Source organism: Amycolatopsis sp. WQ 127309, from assembly GCF_023023025.1.
Lineage (GTDB): Bacteria > Actinomycetota > Actinomycetes > Mycobacteriales > Pseudonocardiaceae > Amycolatopsis.
This window is the reverse complement of the sequence record NZ_CP095481.1, coordinates 8809783-8831421: the sequence shown is the minus strand read 5'-3', so window position 1 is coordinate 8831421 and position 21639 is coordinate 8809783. Positions and strand designations below refer to the sequence as shown.

Annotated in this window: 15 protein-coding genes; 10 read left to right on the top strand and 5 right to left on the bottom strand. The window is 71.4% G+C overall.

Annotation, left to right across the window (positions count from 1 at the left end; genetic code table 11):
- Window positions 1-3: 3 nt before the first annotated feature.
- Window positions 4-1305 carry an ABC transporter substrate-binding protein gene (locus tag MUY22_RS38845; protein WP_247052163.1) on the bottom strand — a complete coding sequence of 434 codons (1302 nt, stop codon included), beginning with the start codon at window positions 1303-1305 and terminating at the stop codon, window positions 4-6.
- Window positions 1306-1554: 249 nt separating this feature from the next.
- Between MUY22_RS38845 and MUY22_RS38840 the strand changes: the two genes are divergently transcribed.
- From MUY22_RS38840 to MUY22_RS38820, 5 genes are all read left to right on the top strand, one after another.
- Window positions 1555-2550 (top strand): LacI family DNA-binding transcriptional regulator, encoded by a 996-nt coding sequence (locus MUY22_RS38840; RefSeq protein ID WP_256476008.1) that lies wholly within the window; start codon window positions 1555-1557, stop codon window positions 2548-2550.
- Between the two features lie 505 nt (window positions 2551-3055).
- Window positions 3056-5971 carry a glycoside hydrolase family 48 protein gene (locus MUY22_RS38835; RefSeq protein WP_247052162.1) on the top strand — a complete coding sequence of 972 codons (2916 nt, stop codon included), beginning with the start codon at window positions 3056-3058 and terminating at the stop codon, window positions 5969-5971.
- 10 nt (window positions 5972-5981) lie between these two features.
- Entirely contained in the window at window positions 5982-7520 is a 1539-nt protein-coding gene (locus MUY22_RS38830; protein ID WP_247052161.1) for a cellulase family glycosylhydrolase, read from the top strand.
- A gap of 24 nt (window positions 7521-7544) precedes the next feature.
- On the top strand, window positions 7545-9347 hold the full coding sequence (locus tag MUY22_RS38825) for a glycoside hydrolase family 6 protein (protein ID WP_247052160.1): 1803 nt from the start codon (window positions 7545-7547) through the stop codon (window positions 9345-9347).
- A gap of 82 nt (window positions 9348-9429) precedes the next feature.
- On the top strand, window positions 9430-10191 hold the full coding sequence (locus MUY22_RS38820) for a glycoside hydrolase (protein ID WP_247052159.1): 762 nt from the start codon (window positions 9430-9432) through the stop codon (window positions 10189-10191).
- On the opposite strand, the gene MUY22_RS38815 is transcribed toward MUY22_RS38820, so the two are convergent.
- Window positions 10175-10711, bottom strand: a complete 537-nt coding sequence (locus tag MUY22_RS38815) for a GNAT family N-acetyltransferase (protein WP_247052158.1) — start codon at window positions 10709-10711, stop codon at window positions 10175-10177. The two genes, MUY22_RS38820 and MUY22_RS38815, sit on opposite strands and share 17 nt — an antisense overlap.
- Window positions 10712-10759: 48 nt before the next feature.
- Window positions 10760-12031, bottom strand: a complete 1272-nt coding sequence (locus MUY22_RS38810; RefSeq protein WP_247052157.1) for an ABC transporter substrate-binding protein — start codon at window positions 12029-12031, stop codon at window positions 10760-10762.
- Window positions 12032-12227: 196 nt separating this feature from the next.
- Here MUY22_RS38810 and MUY22_RS38805 point away from each other — a divergent pair, with 196 nt between their 5' ends.
- The gene (locus MUY22_RS38805) at window positions 12228-13244 is read left to right on the top strand and encodes a LacI family DNA-binding transcriptional regulator (protein WP_247052156.1); all 1017 of its coding nucleotides are present in this window, start codon (window positions 12228-12230) and stop codon (window positions 13242-13244) included.
- 54 nt (window positions 13245-13298) lie between these two features.
- Here MUY22_RS38805 and MUY22_RS38800 read toward each other — a convergent pair whose 3' ends face one another.
- Window positions 13299-14360 carry a lytic polysaccharide monooxygenase gene (locus MUY22_RS38800; RefSeq protein ID WP_247052155.1) on the bottom strand — a complete coding sequence of 354 codons (1062 nt, stop codon included), beginning with the start codon at window positions 14358-14360 and terminating at the stop codon, window positions 13299-13301.
- A 186-nt stretch (window positions 14361-14546) separates the two neighbouring features.
- On the opposite strand from MUY22_RS38800, the gene MUY22_RS38795 reads away from it, so the two are divergent.
- On the top strand, window positions 14547-15779 hold the full coding sequence (locus MUY22_RS38795; protein ID WP_247052154.1) for an AGE family epimerase/isomerase: 1233 nt from the start codon (window positions 14547-14549) through the stop codon (window positions 15777-15779).
- 48 nt (window positions 15780-15827) lie between these two features.
- On the top strand, window positions 15828-16820 hold the full coding sequence (mgrA, locus tag MUY22_RS38790; protein ID WP_247052153.1) for an L-glyceraldehyde 3-phosphate reductase: 993 nt from the start codon (window positions 15828-15830) through the stop codon (window positions 16818-16820).
- On the opposite strand, the gene MUY22_RS38785 is transcribed toward mgrA, so the two are convergent.
- On the bottom strand, window positions 16817-17941 hold the full coding sequence (locus MUY22_RS38785; RefSeq protein WP_247052152.1) for a cellulose-binding domain-containing protein: 1125 nt from the start codon (window positions 17939-17941) through the stop codon (window positions 16817-16819). The two genes, mgrA and MUY22_RS38785, sit on opposite strands and share 4 nt — an antisense overlap.
- Window positions 17942-18383: 442 nt before the next feature.
- On the opposite strand from MUY22_RS38785, the gene MUY22_RS38780 reads away from it, so the two are divergent.
- Together MUY22_RS38780 and MUY22_RS38775 are read left to right on the top strand one after the other, a co-directional pair.
- On the top strand, window positions 18384-19874 hold the full coding sequence (locus MUY22_RS38780; RefSeq protein ID WP_247052151.1) for a cellulase family glycosylhydrolase: 1491 nt from the start codon (window positions 18384-18386) through the stop codon (window positions 19872-19874).
- Between the two features lie 321 nt (window positions 19875-20195).
- A complete protein-coding gene (locus tag MUY22_RS38775; protein WP_247052150.1) occupies window positions 20196-21638 on the top strand; it encodes a hypothetical protein in 1443 nt (480 codons plus the stop codon).
- Window position 21639: the final 1 nt, after the last annotated feature.

Below are 21639 nucleotides of genomic sequence, written 5' to 3'. Positions count from 1 at the left end.
AGGTCAGCGCGTGATCTTCTTCGCCGCGTCGACCAGTTGCTGCCAGCCGTCCGCCGCCGGCTTGCCCTGCTCGACCGCCTGCAGCGCGGGGCTCGACGCGTTCTCCTGGATCTGGCCGTCGCCGGGGCCCTTGTACTGCGGCTTCTGGACCTTCTTGGCCTGCTCGGCGAACAGCTCGCCGACCTTGGCGTCACCGAAGTAGGCGTCGGTCTGGCTCAGCAGCGCGGGGTCCGAGAGCGCCTTGACCTGGCTCGGGAAAGTGCCCTTGGCCTGGAACGCCTTGATCTGCTGCTCCGGGGCGGTCAGCCAGGACGCGAGCTCGGCGGCCTCCTTCGGGTGCTTCGACTGCGTCGGCACGGTCAGGTACGACCCGCCCCAGTTGCCGCCGCCACCGGGGAAGGCCGCGGTGACCGCCCACTTGCCGGCGTTCTCCGGGCCGGCCTGCTCCTTGATCACGCCGAGCATCCACGCCGGGCAGACCTTCGTGGCGAACGCGCCCTGCTTGAAGCCGGAGTTCCACTCGTTGCTGAACGCGGTGAGCTTGGCCGACTCGCCCTTGGCGACGGCGTCGGTGACCTTCGTCCAGGCGTCCTTGATGCCCTGGTTGCCCTCGACGGCGAGCTTGTCGTCGCTGCCGATGTAGCCCTGCGGGAGCTGGTTGACCATCGCGTTGAAGTTCTGCGCGGCGGAGTCGAACCAGGCCTTGCCCTTGCTCTTGCCCACGTAGTCGGCGCCGGCGGCGAAGTAGCTGTCCCAGGTGGCGAACAGCGGCTTGACCTGCTCGGGGTCGGTCGGCAGGCCGGCCGCGGCGAACATGTCCTTGCGGTAGCACATGGCGAGCGGCCCGATGTCCGTGCCGTAGCCGATGACCTTGCCGTCCTTGGTCTTCGCGGCGTCGTACTTCCAGCCGAGCCAGCGGTCGGGGGAGGCGTCGGCGGGGCCGATCTTGGTCAGGTCGTTGAACTTCGAGCCCTTGTCGAGGACGTCGGACAGGTGACCCTCCTCGACCGCCGTGACGTCGGCGAGGCCCGAGCCCGCGGCCAGCTTGGTGATCAGGTCCTGGTGGTAGGGCCCGCCCTGGCCGGTCTTGCGGTGGGTGATCTTGATGTTGGGGTGCAGCCGCTCGTACTCCGGGATGAGTGCCTCGTAGCCGAACTCGGTGAACGTCGCCAGCGTCAGGTCGACGTGTTCGTTCGGGCCCGCCGCGGCCGGCGTCTCGTCACCGCCGCCACCGCAGGCCGTGGCGCCGAGCGCCGTCATCGTGATGCCCAGTGCGAGGACCAGGCCGTTCCGGATCGTTCTCACGTGTTCAACCACCTTGTTGACGGGAATGAGCGCTCTCACTGCTGGGAGCCGTTCTGGGAGCGCTCCCAGGTGTCGCAGAGTCTGCTTGCGGCCTCCGGCGGTGTCAAGGGGCCGTAACCGGAGCGTTTCCTGCGAGGAGCGCTCCCGGACCCTGGGACGCGCGGGCGATAAGCTGGGGGCGTCCGGGTGGATGTGGTGAGCGAGGGCGGTGCCGTGGGGCCTCGAGCAGGGGATGAAGAGCGGCCGACGCTGGAGGACGTCGCGGCGTTCGCCGGCGTGTCGCGGTCGACGGCGTCGCGGGCGCTGAACGACGACGCGTACGTCAGCGCGGCGGCGCGGGAGAAGGTCCAGGCCGCGGCCCGTGACCTGGGCTATTCCCCGAACCAGGCGGCCCGTTCGCTGGTCACCCGGCGGACCGGGGCGATCGCGGTGGTGCTCTCGGAGCCGGAGGCCCGGCTGCTCGACGACCCGTACCGCACGGCCGTCATGCGCGCCGGTTACCGCGAGCTCGCCGACATCGGCCGGCAGATGGTGCTGATCTTCAGCGACACCCGTGAGGACCTCAGCCGCACGGTCCGCTTCCTCGAAGGCGGCCACGTCGACGGCGCGCTGGTGTTCGCGCCGCACCGCTCCGACCCGCTGCCCAAGGCGTTGCGGCTGCTGCGCATCCCGGTCGTGTTCGGCGGCCAGGCGGCGGGCATCCGCCGCGGCGTCCACGTCGTCGACTTCGACAACGAGGGCGGCGCGCGCTTGGCCGTGGAACACCTGGTCGCGGCCGGTCGGCGGAGGATCGGCACGATCGCCGGCCCCCAGGACCAGAGCGCCGCGATCGACCGGCTCGCCGGCTGGCGCAAGACCCTGCTCGATGCGGGCCTCGACCCCGTCGACCTGGCCGCGGAGGCCGACTTCACCCTCTCGGGCGGCGCGAACGCGATGTCCGCGCTGCTAGCCCGCCACCCGGACCTCGACGCAGTCTTCGTCGCGAGCGACATGATGGCGGTGGGCGCGTTGCGCACGCTGGACGCGGCCGGCCGCCGCATCCCGGCCGACATCGCGGTGGTCAGCTTCGACGACAACGCCACCCTCGCCCCGGCCATGGACCCACCCCTGACGTCCGTGCACCAGGACCCCCGCGAGCAGGTCCACGCCATGGTCGAGACCATGCTGCAGCTCCTCGACGACCAGGCCTTGAAGCCCCGCCAGCAGGTCCTCCCGGTCTCCCTGGCCATCCGCGGCTCCAGCTGACCCCGGCCTTGTCGTCTCCCGGATCACGCGTGTCGACCTCCTGATCACGGGTGATGCCCGGCTGATCACGGGTGATGCCCCTTCCCGCGCGGCCGGAAGGGTCGGTTCGCGTACCCGGAGGGTCGACACGCGTGATCCGGGAGACGACACGGCGCACCGGGACCGACGACACGCGCACCGGGGAGGACGACACGGTGGCGGGTAGTGGGCTGTGGAGCCTGGGAGCGCTCCTAGTCCAGGTGTACGCCTTTGGCGCAAACCGGCGTCCGAAACGCACGGCGGGTGACCGGGCGGCTGGGCCGGTCGGGTGACGGGGTGACGAACGGGTGGGGCCGTTCAGGAGTGTTCAGCGGGCTGACTACTCGCGGGTCGGCAACGTCGAGGCCGTCGATGACGGTGTGCTTCTGACTCGATTCTTTACAGGGGTGTTTCCCGCTGGCTACCGTCTGCGCCTGGAAGCGCTCCCAGATCGCTGGCTCCCTACGGACAAAGGAGTTCCGCAGCCATGCGTTCCCCTCATCCCATCCAGGCCGGCGTACTGCCGCTGGTCGCGAGTTCGGTGGTCTTGGCCGCCTTGCTCGTCCCCGTGCCACCGGCGCTCGCCGCCGACGTGGCCTGCTCCGTCACCTACACCACCAACGACTGGGACACCGGGTTCACGGCCAGCGTTTCGCTGCGGAACGACGGCGCCGCCCTCGACAGCTGGCAGGTCGGCTGGACGTTCCCCGACGGCCAGAAGGTCCAACAAGGCTGGAGCGCCACCTTCGCCCAGACCGGCGCCGCGGTCACGGCGACGAACCTCTCCTACAACGGCCACCTCGGGACGGGGGCCAGCACCTCCTTCGGCTTCAACGGCACCAAGGGGTCCGCCAACCGGCCGCCGACGGACTTTTCCGTCAACGGCTCCGCGTGCACCGGCGCCAACAAGGCCCCGACCGTCAGCCTGACGTCGCCGACGTCGACCGGCACCTACTACGCCCCGGCCACGATCCCGCTCGCCGCGACCGCGGCCGACACCGACGGCACCGTGGGCAAGGTCGAGTTCTACGCCGGGGACACGCTGCTGGCCACCGACACGGCCGCGCCGTTCGAGGGCAGCTGGGGCAACGTCCCCGCCGGCACCTACTCGATCACGGCCAAGGCCTACGACAACAAGAACGCGTCCACCACGTCGAACCCGGTCAGCGTCAAGGTGCTCTCCGGTCCGACGATCGTCGCCACCCCGGCGACCGCGCAGGTCAAGCAGGGCGGCACGACGACCTTCGGCGTCACCCTCGCCGGCGCCCCGACGAGCCCCGTGACCGTCGCGATCGCCAAGACCACGGGCAGCGCCGACCTGACGGCCACCCCCACCAGCCTCACCTTCACGACGGCGAACTGGAGCACCGCCCAGAACGTCACCGTGAAGAGCGCCGACAACGGGGGAGCGCTCGGCAGCGCGACCTTCACCGCGAGCGGCACCGGCTACGCCGCGGCCAGCGTCACGGTGACCGAGATCTCGGCGTCCACATCGGACTACCAGGTCGAGTTCCTCAAGCAGTACAACAAGATCAAGGACCCGAACAACGGCTACTTCCGCAAGTTCGGGACCATCCTGGTGCCCTACCACTCCATCGAGACGCTGATGGTGGAAGCGCCGGACTACGGCCACGAGACGACGTCGGAGGCGTTCAGCTACTACCTCTGGCTCGAGGCCTCCTACGGGCAGATCACCGGGGACTGGACGCCGTTCAACGCGGCGTGGACGTCGATCGAGACCTACGCGATCCCGTCCGCGGCCGACCAGAGCGGCAACTCCGGGTACAACGCGAGCAAGCCCGCGACCTACGCGGCGGAGTACCCGAGCCCGAAGTCCTACCCCTCGCCGCTGCAGACCGGCGTGGCCGTCGGCAGTGACCCGATCGCGGCCGAGCTGAAGGCCGCCTACGGCTCACCGGACGTCTACGGCATGCACTGGCTGCTCGACGTGGACAACATCTACAAGTTCGGCCACTGCGAGGACGGCACGAACACCGCGCCCGCGTTCATCAACACCTTCCAGCGCGGCTCGCAGGAGTCGGTCTGGGAGACCATCACGCAGCCGAGCTGCGACACGATGAAGTTCGGCGGCAAGAACGGCTACCTCGACCTGTTCACCGGCGACTCGTCCTACGCCAAGCAGTGGAAGTACACCGACGCGCCGGACGCGGACGCCCGCGCGGTGCAGGTGGCCTTCCAGGCCGAGAAGTGGGCGCAGGCGCAAGGAAAGAGCGCCGACGTCGCGGCCGTCGTCAAGAAGGCGTCGAAGATGGGCGACTACCTGCGGTACTCGTTGTTCGACAAGTACTTCAAGAAGATCGGCAACTGCGTCGGCGCGTCCACCTGCGCGGCGGGCAGCGGCAAGGACAGCGAGCACTACCTCATCTCCTGGTACTACGCCTGGGGCGGTTCGCTCGACCAGAACGCCTGGGCGTGGCGCATCGGTGACGGCGCGGCCCACCAGGGCTACCAGAACCCGCTGGCCGCGTACGCGCTGTCGGCCGACGCCGGCCTGAAGGTGACGTCGGCGACCGGCGCGAGCGACTGGGCGACCAGCCTCGGCCGGCAGATGGAGTTCCTGCAGTGGCTCCAGTCGTCCGAAGGCGGCCTCGCCGGCGGCGCGACGAACAGCTGGGAAGGCCAGTACGGCACGCCGCCCTCGGGCACGCCGACGTTCTACGGCATGTTCTACGACCAGCAGCCGGTCTGGCACGACCCGCCGAGCAACCAGTGGTTCGGCTTCCAGACCTGGGGCATGGAACGCATCGCCGAGTACTACCAGGCCACCAAGGACGCCCGGGCCAAGAAGATCCTCGACAAGTGGGTCCCGTGGGCCATCGCGGGCACCACGGTCGGCGCCGGCGGGAGCTTCCAGGTCCCGTCCGACCTGACCTGGAGCGGCGCGCCGGACACCTGGAACGCCACCAGCCCGGGCGGCAACACCGGCCTGCACGTCACGGTGAAGAACTACAGCACCGACGTCGGTGTCGCGGCTTCGCTGTCGAAGACGTTGCTCTACTACGCGTCCGGCTCGGGCAACGCCCAGGCCAAGACGGTGGGGGAGCAGCTGCTGACGGCGCTGTCGGCGAACGCGGACACCCAGGGCATCGCGGTGCCGGAGACCCGGACGGACTACAACCGGTTCGACGACGCCTACAACGCCACCACGGACCAGGGGCCCTACGTCCCGACAGGCTGGACCGGGACCATGCCGAACGGCGACCCGATCAACGGCTCCTCGACGTTCACCTCGATGCGGTCCTTCTACAAGAGCGACCCGCAGTGGCCGAAGGTCCAGTCCTACCTGGACGGTGGCGCCGCGCCGACGTTCACCTACCACCGGTTCTGGGCGCAGTCGGAGATCGCCACGGCGTTCGCCGCCCACGTCGCCCTGTTCGGCTGAAAGGCACTCGATGAAGCGACTGCTCGCACTCGCGGTCGCCGCACTGGTCGGGGGCGCCGTTCTCACGGCGCCCCCGGCCACCGCGGCCCCGCAAGCCACCACCCAAGCGGCGGCACAGGGAACCAGCACCGGGTACTGGCACGCGTCCGGTTCCCAGCTGGTCGACGCCACCGGTGCGCCGGTCCGGATGACCGGTGTCAACTGGTTCGGTGCCGAGACCGGCAACTACTCGCCGCACGGCCTGTGGAGCCGCAACTACAAGGACATGCTCGACCAGATGGCGAGCCTCGGCTACAACACGCTGCGGCTGCCGTACTCCAACCAGCTCTTCGACCCGGGCGTCAAGCCCACCAGCATCGACGCCGTCCAGAACCCGGACCTGCAAGGGCTTTCCGGGCTGCAGGTGCTCGACAAGATCATCGGTTACGCGGGCACCAAGGGCATGCGCGTGATCCTCGACCAGCACCGGCCGGACTCCGGCGCGCAGTCCGCGCTCTGGTACACCAGCGCCTACCCCGAAAGCCGCTGGCTGGCCGACTGGACGATGCTCGCCCAGCACTACAAGGGCAACACCACGGTGATCGGCGCCGACCTGCACAACGAGCCGCACTCGATCCAGGGTGGCGGCGGCGCGTGCTGGGGGTGCGGGGACACCGCGACCGACTGGCGCCTCGCCGCCGAACGCGGCGGCAACGCCGTCCTCGCGGCGAACCCGGACTGGCTGGTCATCGTCGAGGGTGTCGACTGCGTCAGCGGCACCGGCGACCCGCAGTGCGGCTGGTGGGGCGGCAACCTCTCCGGCGCGCGGCAGTTCCCGGTGCGACTGTCCAAAGCGGACAAGCTGGTCTACTCGGCGCACGAGTACGCGACGTCGGTGTTCGCCCAGCCGTGGTTCTCCGACCCGGCGTTCCCGGCGAACCTGCCCGCGCTGTGGGACCACTTCTTCGGCTACCTGCAGAAGCAGAACATCGCGCCGGTGCTGCTCGGCGAGTTCGGCACCACGCTCGCCGACCCGCGCGACAAGGTCTGGCTGCAGGAGCTGATGAAGTACGCCGGCACCGGCGTGACCGGGATGAGCTTCACGTACTGGTCGTGGAACCCGAACTCCGGGGACACCGGCGGCATCCTCAACGACGACTGGACGACCGTCAACCAGGCCAAGCAGGCGATCCTGCAGCCGTACCTGATCCCGCCGGTCGGGGGCGGCGGTGGCACGACGGATCCGCCGCCCGCGGTGAGCTGCGCCGTCACCTACCACGTCGACAACACGTGGCAAGGCGGCTTCGTCGCCTCGGTGACGCTGAAGAACACCGGCACCACCCCGCTGAAGACCTGGGCGCTCGGCTGGACCGCGGCGTCCGGGACGCAGATCACCGGCGGCTGGGGCGCCACCGTCACCCAGTCCGGCGCGCAGGCGACGGCGAAGGCGCCCACCTGGGCGCCCGACCTGGCCGGCGGCGCCTCGACGTCGATCGGTTTCCAGGCGACCGGCGCCTCGAACGGGACGCCGACCGGGTTCGCCGTCGGCGCCACCCCTTGCACCTCCTGATCCCACAACACGAAGGAGCACTCGATGAAGAGTGGTTTCTGGTCCGCCAAGAGGAAGTCGCGGCTCGCCGTGGCGTCCTCGGTGACGGCCGCGGCCGTCGTGGCCGGTCTGGTGGTGGCGGGCGGCAGCCCGGCGGCCGCCGCCACCGGCTGCAAGGTCACCTACAGCGTCAACCAGTACGAGCCCGGGTTCACCGCGAACATCACGGTGACCAACCTCGGGGACACCATCACGTCCGGCTGGAACCTCGAATGGGACTTCGGCGGCAACCAGCAGGTCACGCAGGGCTGGAGCGCGACGTTCAGCCAGTCCGGCAAGCACGTCAGCGCGAAAAGCCCCAGCTGGGGTCCCACGCTGGCCACCAACGCGACCGCGAGCCTGGGCTTCAACGGCACGTACAACGGCAGCAACGCCGTCCCGGGCTCGTTCTCCCTCAACGGCGTCCACTGTGACGGCAGCACCGGCACCCCGACCACCACGCCCACGACCCCGACGACACCGACGACGCCCACCACCCCGACCACGACGACCACACCGCCCCCGGCGGGCTCGCACGTGGACAACCCGTACGCCGGGGCCAAGGGGTACGTGAACCCGGACTGGTCGGCGTCGGTGACCGCGGCGGCCGCGGCCAAGGGCGGCACGCTCGGCACCCAGATGGCCAAGGTGGCCAACACGTCCACCGCCGTCTGGCTGGACCGGATCGCGGCGATCGAGGGCACGTCGAGCGCCCGCGGGCTGCGCGGGCACCTCGACGCGGCGCTCGCCCAGAGCGGCGGCGGGACGCCGGTGACGATCCAGATCGTCGTCTACGACCTGCCCAACCGCGACTGCGCGGCGCTGGCGTCCAACGGTGAGCTGCAGGCGGGCTCGGGCGGTCTGGCCCGGTACAAGAGCGAGTACATCGACCCGATCGCCTCGATCCTGTCGGACTCGAAGTACGCGCCGCTGCGGGTCGTGGCGGTCGTCGAGCCGGACTCGCTGCCCAACCTGATCACCAACACCGCGACGGCCAAGTGCGCCGAAGCGCAGTCGACCGGGGCCTACACCCAGGGCATCCAGTACGCGCTGAACAAGCTGCACGCGATCTCGAACGTCTACAACTACCTCGACATCGCGCACTCGGCGTGGCTGGGCTGGGACAGCAACTTCGGCCCGTTCGTCAACCTGGTCAAGCAGACGCTCCAGGGGACGACCGCCGGGGTGAACAGCATCGACGGCTTCATCAGCGACACGGCGAACTACACCCCGCTCACCGAGCCGAACCTGCCGGACCCGAACCTGACCGTCGGCGGCCAGCAGATCAAGTCGGCGACGTTCTACCAGTGGAACCCGTACTTCGCCGAGGTGCCGTTCGCCACGGCGATGTACACCGCGTTCGTCGCCGCGGGCCTGCCGAGCGGCATCGGCATGCTGATCGACACCTCCCGCAACGGCTGGGGCGGCTCGGCCCGGCCCACCGGCGCGTCGGGGTCCACTGTGGACAGCTACGTGAACTCCGGCCGGATCGACCGGCGGCTGCACCGCGGCAACTGGTGCAACCAGAGCGGGGCCGGCCTGGGCGTGCGGCCCACCGCGTCGCCCGCGGCGCACTTCGACGCCTACGTCTGGATCAAGCCGCCGGGTGAGTCCGACGGCGCGAGCCAGCAGATCCCGAACGACGAGGGCAAGGGCTTCGACGGGATGTGCGACCCGGCCTACCACGGCAGCGACCAGGCCAACGGCGGCAACCTGACCGGCGCCCTGCCGAACTCGCCGCTGTCGGGCAAGTGGTTCGAGGCCCAGTTCGAGCAGCTGGTCCAGAACGCCTACCCGGCCGTTCAGTAACCCGATCTCCCGGGCCGGGCGGTGCCTGCGCAGCCGCCGTCCGGCCCGGGTTTCCACCTGTCCGCAACCGGAAGGAGTCTCCATGAAGAACCGGCTACGAGCCACAATGGCGTCGTTCGGAGCCACGGCCGTGCTGCTGTCCGGCGGTGCCGTGCTCACCGCCCCACCGGCGGCCGCGGACACGCAGCTGTGCGACAAGTACGGCTCGCTGCGCATCCAAGGTGGCCGCTACATCGTGCAGAACAACAACTGGGGTGACGACACGACCCAGTGCCTCTCGGTGTCGGGCACCGGCTTCAGCGTGACGACGGCGTCGCACAACCGGCCGACGAACGGCGCGCCCGGCAGCTACCCGTCGGTCTACGCCGGCTGCCACTACGGCAACTGCAGCACCGGCAGCGGCCTGCCCCGCCAGGTCCGCTCGCTCGGCTCGCTGACGTCCCGGGTGGACTACACGACCGTCCAAGCCGGACAGTGGGACGCCTCCTACGACGTCTGGTACGACCCGGCGCCGAATCCGGCCGGGCAGAACACCGGCGCCGAGGTGATGATCTGGGGCAACCACCGCGGGGCCCCGCAGCCGGTCGGCAGCGTCATCGGCACCGCGCAGCTCGCGGGCGCGACGTGGAACGTCTGGTTCGGCACCATCGGCTGGAACGTCATCTCCTACGTCCGGACGTCCGGCACCGACAGCCTCGGCGTCAACCTCACCGACTTCACCCGCGACGCGGTGAACCGGGGCAAGATCAGCGACGCCTGGTACCTGACGAGTGTCCAGTTCGGCTTCGAGCCGTGGCAGGGCCAGACCGGGCTGGGTGTGAAGACGTTCAGCCTGTCGGGCTGAGGTCCTTCCGGAACGTCATCCGGTCCAGCCCGGGCCCGTCGTAGTCGGGCTGGACCGGCCGCCCTTCGTACTCCGCCGGCCCGGGTTCGGTGACGAACCCCATCCTGGTGTGGAACGCGTGCGAACCACTGTTCTGCGGCGACGTGATCGCCCGCACCACCGTGCGCCCGTGCGCCCGGCTGTGGGCGAAGAACCGCTCGTAGAGCTCCGCGCCCAGCCCGCTCCCGCGCTCCGCGGGGTCGACGCCGACGAAGTGGATGTAGCTCTCGTCCGGCCGCGACTGCGACAGGAACCCGATCAGGAACGCGACGATCCGCTCGTCGGCCGTCACCAGGAAACTGCTGTCGCCGAAGTGCTGGAACATCAGCTTCGGCAGGAGGAGGGCCCGTTGCCGCATGCCCTCCTCGCCACCGAGGCCGCCCCACCAGTCGTCGAGGACGGCCAGCACGGGCAGGTGGTCGGCCGGGCCGGGACGCCGGATCCCGAGGTGCGGCCAGGGCGCGGGCAGGGGAGTCGTCATACCCGGCACCCTGCCCGCTCCGGTGCGTCCGTTCCACCGGATTTCCGGTCAGGGCACGACCCCGGCCGCGCCCAGCTTCACCTGCTGCCAGACCGCGGCGGGGTCGGCGCCCCGCTCGACGGCCTTGAGCGCCGGCGCGACGACCGTCTCCTGGATCTTCCCGTCGCCGGGGCCCTTGTACTGCGGTTTCCCGACCTTGCGGGCCTGCGCGACGAAGACCTGCCCGCTCAGCGCGCCGCCGAAGTAGCCGTTCATCTCGCTGAGCAGGTCCGGCGAGGTGAAGGCGTCGACCTGGCTGGGGAAGTTCCCGCTGGCCCGGAACGCGTGCAGCTGCTGCTCCGGCGCGGTGAGCCAGGCGGCCAGCGCGGCGGCCTCCCGCTGGTGCGGGCTGGTCGCCGGCACGGTCAGGTAGGAGCCGCCCCAGTTGCCGCCGCCGTCCGGGAAGGCGTCGGTGATCGCCCACTTGCCCGCGTTGGCCAGCCCGGCCTGCTGCTCGATGGCGCCGAGCATCCACGAAGGACAGACCTTCGTCGCGAACGTCCCGGCGCGCAGGCCGGCGTTCCCGTCGTCGGCGAAGGCCGTCAGCCCGGCCGACTGGCCCTGCCGGACGGCGGTGGTGACCTGGTTCCAGGCGGCCGCGAGCGCGGTGTTCGTCTCGAACGTGGGGCGGTCCTGCCGGTCGAGGTAGCCGACCGGGAGCTGGTTGACCATGGCGTTGAAGTTCTGGGCGGCGGAGTCGAACCACGCCTTGCCCTTCGTGCGCTTGACGTACCGCTCGCCCGCCTGGAAGTAGCTGTCCCAGGTCGCGAACATCGTCTTCACCGAGCCGGGGTCGGTCGGCAGCCCGGCGGCTTCGAGGAGGTCCTTGCGGTAGCACATGGCGAGCGGGCCGATGTCGGTCCCGTAGCCGACGAGCTTGCCGTCCTTGGCGAGCCCGGCTTCGTACTTCCACTCCAGCCAGCGGCCGGGCTTGACGTCGGGCGGGCCGATCGCGGCCAGGTCGGCGAACTTCGCCGACTGCGCGAGCACGTCGGCGAGGTGGCCTTCCTCGACGGCCTGGACGTCGGCGAGGCCCTGTCCGCTCCGCAGCTCGGCCAGCAGGTCCTGGTGGTACGGGCCGCCCTGCTCGGTCCGGACCTGGCGGATGGTGAGCCCGGGGTGGGTGAACTCGTACCCCGGGATCAGGTCGTCGTAGCCGAACTGCCCGAACGTCGCCAGCGTGAGCGTGAAGCGCTCGGGCGTGGCGGGGCCGCAGCCCCCGGTCAGGACCAGCAGGACGGCGGCCGTGGCGGCCGCCAGTGTTCTTCGGATCTTCCGCACGTCTGCGCACTCCCGGTTCGCGACTCGCGCTCGCACACGAGTATGGGAGCGCTCCCGGGACGGGAGTCTTGTTTCCGCGGCCGACGGGTGTCAAGGTGGGCGACTGCGGGTGTCCGGACGGACACGGGCACGCGATGAATCGGTCAAGCCCTGGGGTCGAGTTCTTGTGGCGCAACGGGTCCAGTGGAGGAGCGCGATGAAGCGTCCGACGATCACCGACATCGCCCGCGAGGCCGGGGTGTCCAAAGGGGCCGTTTCCTACGCCCTCAACGGCCGTCCCGGCGTCTCGGAGGCGACCCGGCACCGGATCACCGCGATCGCCCGGGAGCTGGGCTGGGCGCCGAACGAGTCCGCGCGGGCCTTGTCCGGCGGCCGGGCCGGGGCGGTCGGGATGGTGCTGGACCGGCCCGCGGACGTCCTCGGCGTCGAACCGCTCTTCCTGGCCCTGCTCACCGGGATCCAGCGCGAGCTCGGGTCGGCGTCGCTGATCCTGCAGGTCGCGCCGGACCACGCCGCCGAGCTGGAGGTCTACCGCCGCTGGCACGGCGAGCGCCGGGCCGACGGCGTGCTGCTGACCGGCCCGCGCCGTGACGACGACCGGATCGCCGAGCTGCTGCGGATCGGCCTGCCGGCGGTGGCGCTGGGCGGCCCGCTCGGCCGCCCGGGCGTCCCGTCGGTGCGGGTGGACGACACCGCCGCGGTCGGTGAGGTCCTCGGCTACCTCGCCGCGCTCGGGCACCGCCGGGTCGCGTGGGTCACCGGGCCGGCGGTGCTGGTGCAGACGCGGGTGCGGGCCGAGGCGTTCGCCGCGGCGGCGGAGCGGCTGGGCCTGCCCGCCGCCCGGACCGTCCACACGGACCACTCGGCCGAGGCCGGCGCGGCTGCCACCGCCCGGCTGCTGGCCGCGGCCCGGCCGCCGACCGCGCTGCTGTTCGACACCGACGTCCTCGCCGTCGCCGGGCTCGCCGCGCTGCGCGAACGGGGCCTGGCCGTGCCGGGCGACGTCTCGGTGGTGGCGTGGGACGACTCGGTGCTCTGCCGCCTGGTCCGCCCGGCGCTGACGGCGGTGCGGCGCCCGGTCGCGGAGTTCGGCGCGCTCGCGGTGTCGGTGCTGCGGGACCTGCTGACGGGCGGCGACGCGGGCGACGTCCGCACGGCCCCGTCGGCGCTGATCACCCGCGGCAGCACCGGCCCGGCCCCGTCGAGTCCGTGAATGCCACATCGAGGGACGTGATGTCCCTCGATGTGGCATGCACGGACTTCGGCGTCAGGTGCCCTGGCAGGTGGGCGACGGCTGGGCCGGGTTGGTGCCGGTGGTGTTGACGACCAGGCCGAAGGTCGTCTCGCCGTCCGGCGGGATCCGGCCGTTCCAGTCCGCGCTGCGGACCGTGACCACCGAGCCGGACTGGCTCAGCGTGCCGTTCCAGACGCTGCCGACCGTCTGGCCCGCGGGCAGCGTCCAGCCCGCCTGCCAGCCGGAGTACGCCGTGGTGCTGTGGTTCATGATCGTCACCGTGGCCTGGTAGCCGCCGCTCCAGGTGTTGGTGATCTCGTACATCGCCATGCACGAGCCGCCGGTGGGCGGGGGAGACGTCGGGGTCGTCGGCGTGGTGGTCGGGGTGCCCGGGGCGTGCACCCCGGTGACCTCGCCGTGCCCGCCGTCGAAGGTGACGTCCGAACAGCCGTAGAACGTCTCGGCGCTGTCGGAGCGCTTCCAGACCGAGTAGACGATGTGCCGCCCCGACTTGTTCGAGGGGAGCGCGCCGGTCCACTTGTACTGGCCGTCGACGGTCCCGACGGTGCCGGTCACCGGCGGGTGGTCGATGGTCAGGAACGGCTGGTCCTCCAGCGAGTCCCAGGTCAGCGGCTGCGACGGGTCCCAGCCGTCCTTCGTCACGTAGGTGTAGAACCAGCCCGGGTGGGCGGCCCACGCGTTGTAGGAGAAGTCGAACGCCGCCCCGGCGGTGAGGTGGGTCAGCGGCCAGTCGCCGACCTGGTCGAACCCGGCGTAGCCCGGGTTCCCGCCGGAGCACAGCTTCCCGTCCGGGATGAAGCCGCGGGTGCGGCCGGCGCCGTCGGAGCGCAGCACGGCGAACCAGTTGTACAGCGAGTTGGCCCCGCTGGTGGTCACCGCGGCCGAGCAGGCGGGGTTCTGCGGGATGATCTGGCCGGTCGAGCTCAGCCCGTCCTGCCAGCACAGGAACGTCCGGCTGCCCGGTTTCATCAGCGCGCCGTGCGCTTCGGCGGTGCCCGTGGTCAGCAGCACGGCGGTCAGGCTCGCCAGCAACACGGTGACGGCGGCGAGGATCGTACTTCGTCTCCTGGTCACGTCGGTCCCTTCGTCGGGTACGTGCGTCGAAGACTGGGAGCGCTCCCATTACAGGGTACGCGGTGGCGGCGGCTCGCGGAACATCCGGCGAGGGGGCGGGTGACCCGCGCCCGAGCTTTGGCATACCTTGGGAAAGGCGGCCGATCACCCGGGCCGTTCGGTCGAGAAAGGCAAGGTTGTCGGAAAGTGGACATTCCGTCTTCGGTTCCCGCCTGGGTGCGGGCCGAACCCGCCCGGCTGCTCGGTTTCGCCGCTCCGGCGGCCCACCCCGCCGGTGGCTTCGCCTGGCTCGACGACACCGGGCACCCGGTCCTCGACCGGCCCGTCGAAACGTGGATCACCTGCCGGATGACGCACGTCTTCGCGCTCGCCGCGTTGCAGGGCGTGCCGGGGGCGGCCGCGCAGGTCGCGCACGGCGTCGCGGCGCTGACCGGCCTGCTGCGAGACCCGGAGCACGGCGGCTGGTTCGCCACGGCGACCGCGGCCGGCCCGGTGGACGCCGAGAAACGCGCCTACGAGCACGCGTTCGTCGTGCTGGCGGCCACGAGCGCGGTGGCCGCCGGAGCCGACGGCGCGGACGCGCTGCTGGCCGAAGCCCTCGACGTCGTCGACCGCCGGTTCTGGGAGGCGGGGCCGGGCCGGGTCGCCGACGTCTGGGACCGCGGCTGGACGCGCCTGGAGACCTACCGCGGCGCCAACGCCAACATGCACACCGTCGAAGCGCTGCTCGCTGTCAACGATGTCACCGGCGACCCGGTCTGGGCCGCCCGCGCGTTGTCCATTGTGGAGCACCTGGTGCACGGTGAGGCCCGCGCGCACGGCTGGCGCCTGCCGGAGCACTATGACGCGGACTGGCACGTGCGGCTGGAGTTCAACCGCGACGAGCCCGCGCACCCGTTCCGCCCGTTCGGGGTCACCATCGGGCACCTGCTCGAGTGGTCCCGGCTGGCGGTACACCTGAAGCGCGCGCTCGGCGCCGCGGCACCCGGGTGGCTGCTGCCGGACGCGGAGGCGTTGTTCGCCACGGCGGTGCGGGACGGCTGGGCCGTCGATGGTCACCCGGGCTTCGTCTACACGACCGACTTCGACGGCGTCCCGGTGGTGCGCAACCGCCTCCACTGGGTGGTGGCCGAGGCGATCGCCGCCGCCTGGACGCTGCACCAGGAGACCGGCGACCCGGAGTACCTGGCCCGGTTCGAAGAGTGGTGCGAGCACGCCGAAGCGTGCTTCGTCGACCGCGAACGCGGGTCCTGGCACCACGAGCTGGACCCGCGCAACCGCCCCGCCGCGACGGTCTGGGCGGGGAAGCCGGACGTCTACCACGCCTACCAGGCGACGCTGCTGCCCGTGCTGGCGCCGGGGGTGTCGTTCGCCGGGGCACTGTCCCTCGACCGGGGCGCGGTCGCCGAAGGAAGCTGATCACGCCCGTAGACTGCGGGGGCCTTTTCCCTCCCGACAAGGAGAACCATGTCGCCTTTCGCCGCCGCCGGAGACCGCTATGCGGACATGCCGTACCGGCGGGCCGGGCGCAGCGGGCTCAAGCTGCCCGCCGTGTCGCTCGGCCTGTGGCACAACTTCGGGGACGACAAGCCCCTCGACGTCCAGCGGGCGGTGCTGCGGCGGGCGTTCGACCTCGGGGTGACGCACTTCGACCTGGCCAACAACTACGGCCCGCCGCCGGGCGCGGCCGAGGCGAACTTCGGCAGGCACTACGCGGCCGACTTCCGGCCGTACCGCGACGAGATCCTGGTCTCGTCCAAGGCGGGCTACCTGATGTGGGACGGCCCGTACGGCGAGTGGGGTTCGCGCAAGAGCGTGCTCGCGAGCCTGGATCGGAGCCTCGCCCGCACCGGTCTGGACCACTTCGACATCTTCTACTCGCACCGGCCGGACCCGGACACCCCGATCGAGGAGACCATGGGGGCCCTGGACACGGCGGTCCGGTCGGGGAAAGCGCTCTACGCGGGCATCTCCAACTACTCGCCCGAGCAGACGGAAGCCGCGCTGCGGGCGTTGCGCGAGCTCGGCACGCCGCTGCTGATCCACCAGCCGTCGTACTCGATCCTGAACCGCTGGGTCGAGGACGGCCTGCTGGACACCCTGGCCGAGCACGGCGTCGGCTCGATCGCGTACTCGCCGTTGAGCCAGGGCCTGCTGACCGACCGCTACCTGGACGGCATCCCGGCCGGCTCCCGCGCCGCGGGCGCCAGCCCGTTCCTGACCGAGGACCGGATCACCGAGGAGACCCTGGGCCGGATCCGCGCGCTGAACGACGTCGCCCAGCGGCGTGACCAGTCGCTGGCGCAGCTGGCGATCGCCTGGATCCTGCGGGGCGGCCGGGTGACGTCGGCGCTGATCGGGGCGAGCAGCGTCGCGCAGCTGGAGAACACGGTCGCGGCGGTGGCGAACCTGGACTTCACGGACGAGGAGCTGGCGGAGATCGACCGCATCGTGGCCTAGCAGCCGATCCGGGCGGGGCCGGTCGCGACGTCGTCGAACCACAGCGTGTCGGGGTCGGTGCCGTAGCTCTCCCAGCCCAGGCGCAGGTCGGTGAGCGACGGGTGCCACGTCCGGGCGAGCCACTGCTGGTCGACGTCGGGGGTCGGCACGCCGTCGACGACCAGGCCGGGCACCTCGGCGCCGTTGAGCCAGGTCCGCAGCTGCCCGCCGGGGCCGTCGATCTCGAACTCGAAGCACGACCAAGTCCCGGTGGCCAGCGGCACGCTCTGGGCGACGCCGGCCGGGCTCTGCGCGGGCAGGGTCGCGTCGTCGGACTCGCGGTTCCACTGCAGCGCCCGGTTCTGGCCGCCGGCCCGCAGGTCGCGGCCGCCGTCGGCGGTGTCCCGCAGCGCCAGGAACGCGACGTGCCCGGCCGGCAGCGGCGTCGTGTGGCGGACCCAGAACCGGCCGTACCGCACGCTCCCGGCGGCCAGGGTCGTGCCGAGGAAGGCGTGGTTGCAGTAGCCGCCCTGCCCGGTGACCTTGACCGAGCGGGTGCCCGAGTGCGCGACCGTGCTGTCGACGGTGACCGTGCCGGTGCCCTGGCAGTTCGCCGCGCCGACGGTCCACCGGCCGCCCGGTGTCGTGCCGGTCTGCTGCTCGAAGTCGTCGCAGACGTCGGCGCACCCCGCGGGCGGCGGCGAAGAAGAAGTGGTGGTGGTGGTCGAGGTGGGCGGGGCGTCGCCACCGCACGAGACGCCGTCGAGCGCGAAGTCGGTGGGCACCGGGTTGGTGCCGGAGTAGGTGCCCTGGAGGCCGAACGTCACGGTGCCGCCGGCGGGCAGGGACGCGTTGTAGGGCAGGCTCTCCGCGGTCACCGCCGTGCCGGACTGGCGGACGGTGGCGTTCCAGGCCGACGTCACGGCCTGGGTGCCCGCGTAGTGCCAGGAGAGGGTCCACGACGAGAGCGCGGTGGCGCCGTTGGTGACGGTGACCTGGGCGGTGAACCCGGTCGCCCACTGGTCGACGCGGTAGTCGACGCCGCAGGCGGGGGCGGCGGCGGCCGGACCCGCGGCGAGGACCGCGGTGGTGCCCGCCGCGGCGAGGCAGAGCCCGGCCAGGGCGCCGGCGAACCTCTTCATCGGGTTTCCTTTCCCGGTGACCGGGACAGCGGACACGAGCAGGGGCGCCGTAGCGGGAGCCACGGCGCCCCTGGTGTTTCGTGGTCACGGTCTGGTGATCGTGACCTGGCATGGGAGCGCTTCCAGCCGACGAGAAGGTAACCCCGCCGTATCGTCGTTGTAAAGCGCGACCCGGACGTGGCCCGATCCGGTGGACGGCTTTCCGGGGCCGTTTCCCCGGGATCGGCCACTGAACACTCCTGAACGGCCGAACCCGTTGGCGGCAAAGAAATGTCTCCGTCGCGCTGCGCCACCGGCGGAAGCGGGCGGATGCCGCCGTTGGAGTGGATTCCGGGTTGTTCGCGGGCGTTCGCCACGAGGTTTACAGCCGCCGGGCCGCGCGGTAGCGTCCACCAGTGCTGGGAGCGCTCTCATATCCAGGTCGTGCACAAAGGAGTGATCGATGCGTTCCGGACCAGCACTGCTCGGCGCCCTCAGCGCGCTCGCCGTCGTCGGCGCGACGACGGCCTTCACCCTCGGCACGCCTTCGCCCGCTTCGGCGGCGACGGCCTGCGAAGTCGGCTACACCGTGAACGACTGGGGGAGCGGCTTCACCGCCAACCTCACCCTCAAGAACCTCGGGACGGCGCCGCTGTCCGGCTGGCAGATCAGCTACGCCTACGCCGGGAACCAGCAGCTCCAGCAGGGCTGGAACGCCACGTGGGCCCAGACGGGCCGGACGGTCACCGTCACCCCGGCGGGCTGGAACGGCACCATCGCCCCCGGCTCGTCGATCACCGCCGGGGCGAACTTCGGCTACAGCGGCACCAACACCGCGCCGGCGTCGATCAGCGTCGACGGCGCGCCGTGCGGCGGCACGCCACCCCCGACGACGACCCCGCCGCCGACGACCGTCACCACGACCCCGCCACCGGCCGGGGGCGCGCCCGCGCTGCACGTCGCCGGCAACCGGCTGGCCGACTCCGCGGGCGCGCCGGTCACCCTGCGCGGGGTGAACCGCTCCGGCGGCGAGTTCGCCTGCGTGCAGGGCAACGGCATCTTCGACGGCCCGATGGACGCCGCCTCCGTGGCCGCCATCAAGAGCTGGCACGCGAACGTCGTGCGCGTGCCGTTCAACGAGGACTGCTGGCTCGGCCTGCCGAACGTCGAGCCCGCCTACGCCGGCGCGACCTACCGCGCCGCGCTCAAGTCCTATGTGGACCTGCTGCACCGGAACGGACTCGTCGCGATCCTCGACCTCCACTGGACCCAGGGTGTCTACACCGGAAACTCCTCGGCGTGCGCCGACGTCACCTCGACGTGCCAGAAGCCGATGACCGACGCCGCGCACGCGGTGGACCTGTGGACGTCGGTCGCGACCGCGTTCAAGGGTGACGACGCCACGATCCTGGACCTGTTCAACGAGCCCTACCTCGACCGCGCGGTCGCCGGCTCGGCCGCGGCCTGGACGTGCTGGCGCGACGGCGGGTCCGCGTGCACCGGCATCGGCTACGCGGTGGCGGGCATGCAGACGCTGGTGAACGCCGTCCGCGCGACCGGCGCCACCAACGTGCTCATGCTCGGCGGCCTGGCCTACTCGAACGACCTCACGCAGTGGCTGCAGTACAAGCCGAGCGACCCGGCGGGCAACCTGGTCGCGTCGTGGCACTCGTACAACTTCAACACCTGCAGCTCGTCCTCCTGCTGGGACGCCCAGCTCGCCCCGGTCGCGGCGGCGGTGCCCCTGGTGGCCGGCGAAATCGGCGAGAACGACTGCGGGAGCGGGTACGTGACCGGCCTGATGGACTGGCTCGACCGCCACCAGGCGTCCTACCTCGGCTGGACCTGGAACACCTGGAACTGCTCGACCGGGCCCGCGCTGATCTCGGCCTACGACGGCACGCCGACGGCGTTCGGCGCCGGTGTCCGGCAGCACTTCCTCGCCGCGGGCTGACCCGCGTCCACCGAAGTGTGAGAAGTTCGTCCGGCGCTGCGCGCGGACGTCCGCACATGCATAATGGCGGAGGCGGGTTCGCCCGCCCCGTGGTGCCGGCCGATGACCCCCAGGTCGGCCGGCACCACCCTTTTCCTGCCTCGTTCCGCCCGTGGCGGCGATTTCAGGACGTGAGCCGCACCTTTGTCACATCGTGGGCCGTAACGGTCACGCTGCGGTACTGTCGACCGGTGCACCAGTACTCCGGAAATCGTTGGATGAACGATGAGTCGACAGGTCAAGCCAGGGAGTAAGCCCTACCGTGCACAGCTGCGCGATCGCTTGGCCGCCCTGGGGTTTCCCGACGAGGTGATCCCGGCGCGCGTGGCGGAGAACCTGATCGTCGAATGCCGGGTCCCGCCCCGCACGGCGTGGCGGCTGGCGTCCGAGTTGTCGCTCGACGTGGCGGCGCACCAGTACAACACCCTTACGGGTGACCCCCGCGCGGGTATGCGCGGGACCCGTATCTGGGAGTACGAGCAGTGGCCCGACCGCGGCGTCCGGCCCACGTTCGCGGCGCTGCGGGTGCTGGCCCAGGTCTACGGCACGAGCTGGAAGTCCCTGCTCGGGCTGCGTGACCTCGAGCAGCTCCCGCCGAAGGACCTCGCCGAGTACCACGCCGACGTCGAGCTGGTGGCGCCGGCAGAGCCGGTCGCGCCCGTGGCCGTCGTCCCGGTCGCCGCCAAGGCCCCGGCACCCGTGCTGAGCTACCCGATCCGCTCGATCGTCCACGTCGACCCCGGCGCGGACACCGAGGTCGGGGTGACCTCGCTCGACGACGCCATCCTGCTCACCACGACCAACGTGGACGAGGTCCAGCTCGACGACCTGTGGTCGGACCTCAACTTCCTGGGCAGCGCGTACACGCGGACCGCCCCGGACTCGGTGCTGGGCCAGCTCGCCGTGGTCGAGGAACGCACGGCCGCGCTGCTGAAGGGCCGGCAGCGGCCGAAGCAGACCCAGGACCTGCTCATGGTCGGGGCGAAGTGCGCCGCGATGATGGCGTGGATCGCGGGGGACCTCGGGCGGTACCGGCTTTCGCGCGAGCTGAACTCCGCCGCCTGGCTCTACACGCAGTACGCCGACGACTTCCTCGCCCGGCGCTGGGTCCGCACGTCGCAGGCGCGCGTGGCGTTCTGGGCCGGCAACGGCGTGGAGTCCGCGAAGCTCGCCGCCGACGGGCTCAACTACCAGGTCGGCGGGCGGCTCACCGACGCGCCGCTGATCCTCGCCGAGGCGCGCGGGTGGTCGTCCGTGCGGGCCGAGCCGCAGGTGCTGGACGCGATCGCGCGCTGGACCAGCATCGAGGACCCGGAGCTCGGGGCCGGCGGTGAGGACCGGTTCTTCAACATCACGAAGGACCGCCGGCACTACATGGCCGGCACGTCGCTGCTCTCGGTCGGGCAGGCGTCGGCGGCGTTGCGCGAGTTCGGGACCGCCCGCGAGGCCTACGAGCGGCTGTCGCTCGAGAACCGCTGGGAAGCGATGGACCCGATGATCCGGATCGACATGGGCCGCGCGCACCTGCTGCTCGACGACCTCGAGGGCGCCGCCGCGCAAGTGGAACCGCTCTTGATCGCGGATGTGAGCAGACAGCCGGACATGGTGCGTGCCATGCTCAAGGTCCTCGCCGCCGAGCTGTCCGGTCCGCGCTGGCGCTCGGTCCCGACGGCCCGGAACCTCGCGGAGGCCGTTGTGGACGCGCAGGCGTCCACGCGGGAGTGAC

Excerpts from the sequence above, each read along its gene's own strand:
- MUY22_RS38835 (WP_247052162.1), top strand. The coding sequence starts at position 3,056 with ATGCGTTCCCCTCATCCCATCCAGGCCGGCGTACTGCCGCTGGTCGCG.
- MUY22_RS38830 (WP_247052161.1), top strand. The coding sequence starts at position 5,982 with ATGAAGCGACTGCTCGCACTCGCGGTCGCCGCACTGGTCGGGGGCGCC.
- MUY22_RS38825 (WP_247052160.1), top strand. The coding sequence starts at position 7,545 with ATGAAGAGTGGTTTCTGGTCCGCCAAGAGGAAGTCGCGGCTCGCCGTG.
- MUY22_RS38820 (WP_247052159.1), top strand. The coding sequence starts at position 9,430 with ATGAAGAACCGGCTACGAGCCACAATGGCGTCGTTCGGAGCCACGGCC.
- MUY22_RS38815 (WP_247052158.1), bottom strand. The coding sequence starts at position 10,711 with ATGACGACTCCCCTGCCCGCGCCCTGGCCGCACCTCGGGATCCGGCGT.
- MUY22_RS38805 (WP_247052156.1), top strand. The coding sequence starts at position 12,228 with ATGAAGCGTCCGACGATCACCGACATCGCCCGCGAGGCCGGGGTGTCC.
- mgrA (WP_247052153.1), top strand. The coding sequence starts at position 15,828 with ATGTCGCCTTTCGCCGCCGCCGGAGACCGCTATGCGGACATGCCGTAC.
- MUY22_RS38785 (WP_247052152.1), bottom strand. The coding sequence starts at position 17,941 with ATGAAGAGGTTCGCCGGCGCCCTGGCCGGGCTCTGCCTCGCCGCGGCG.
- MUY22_RS38780 (WP_247052151.1), top strand. The coding sequence starts at position 18,384 with ATGCGTTCCGGACCAGCACTGCTCGGCGCCCTCAGCGCGCTCGCCGTC.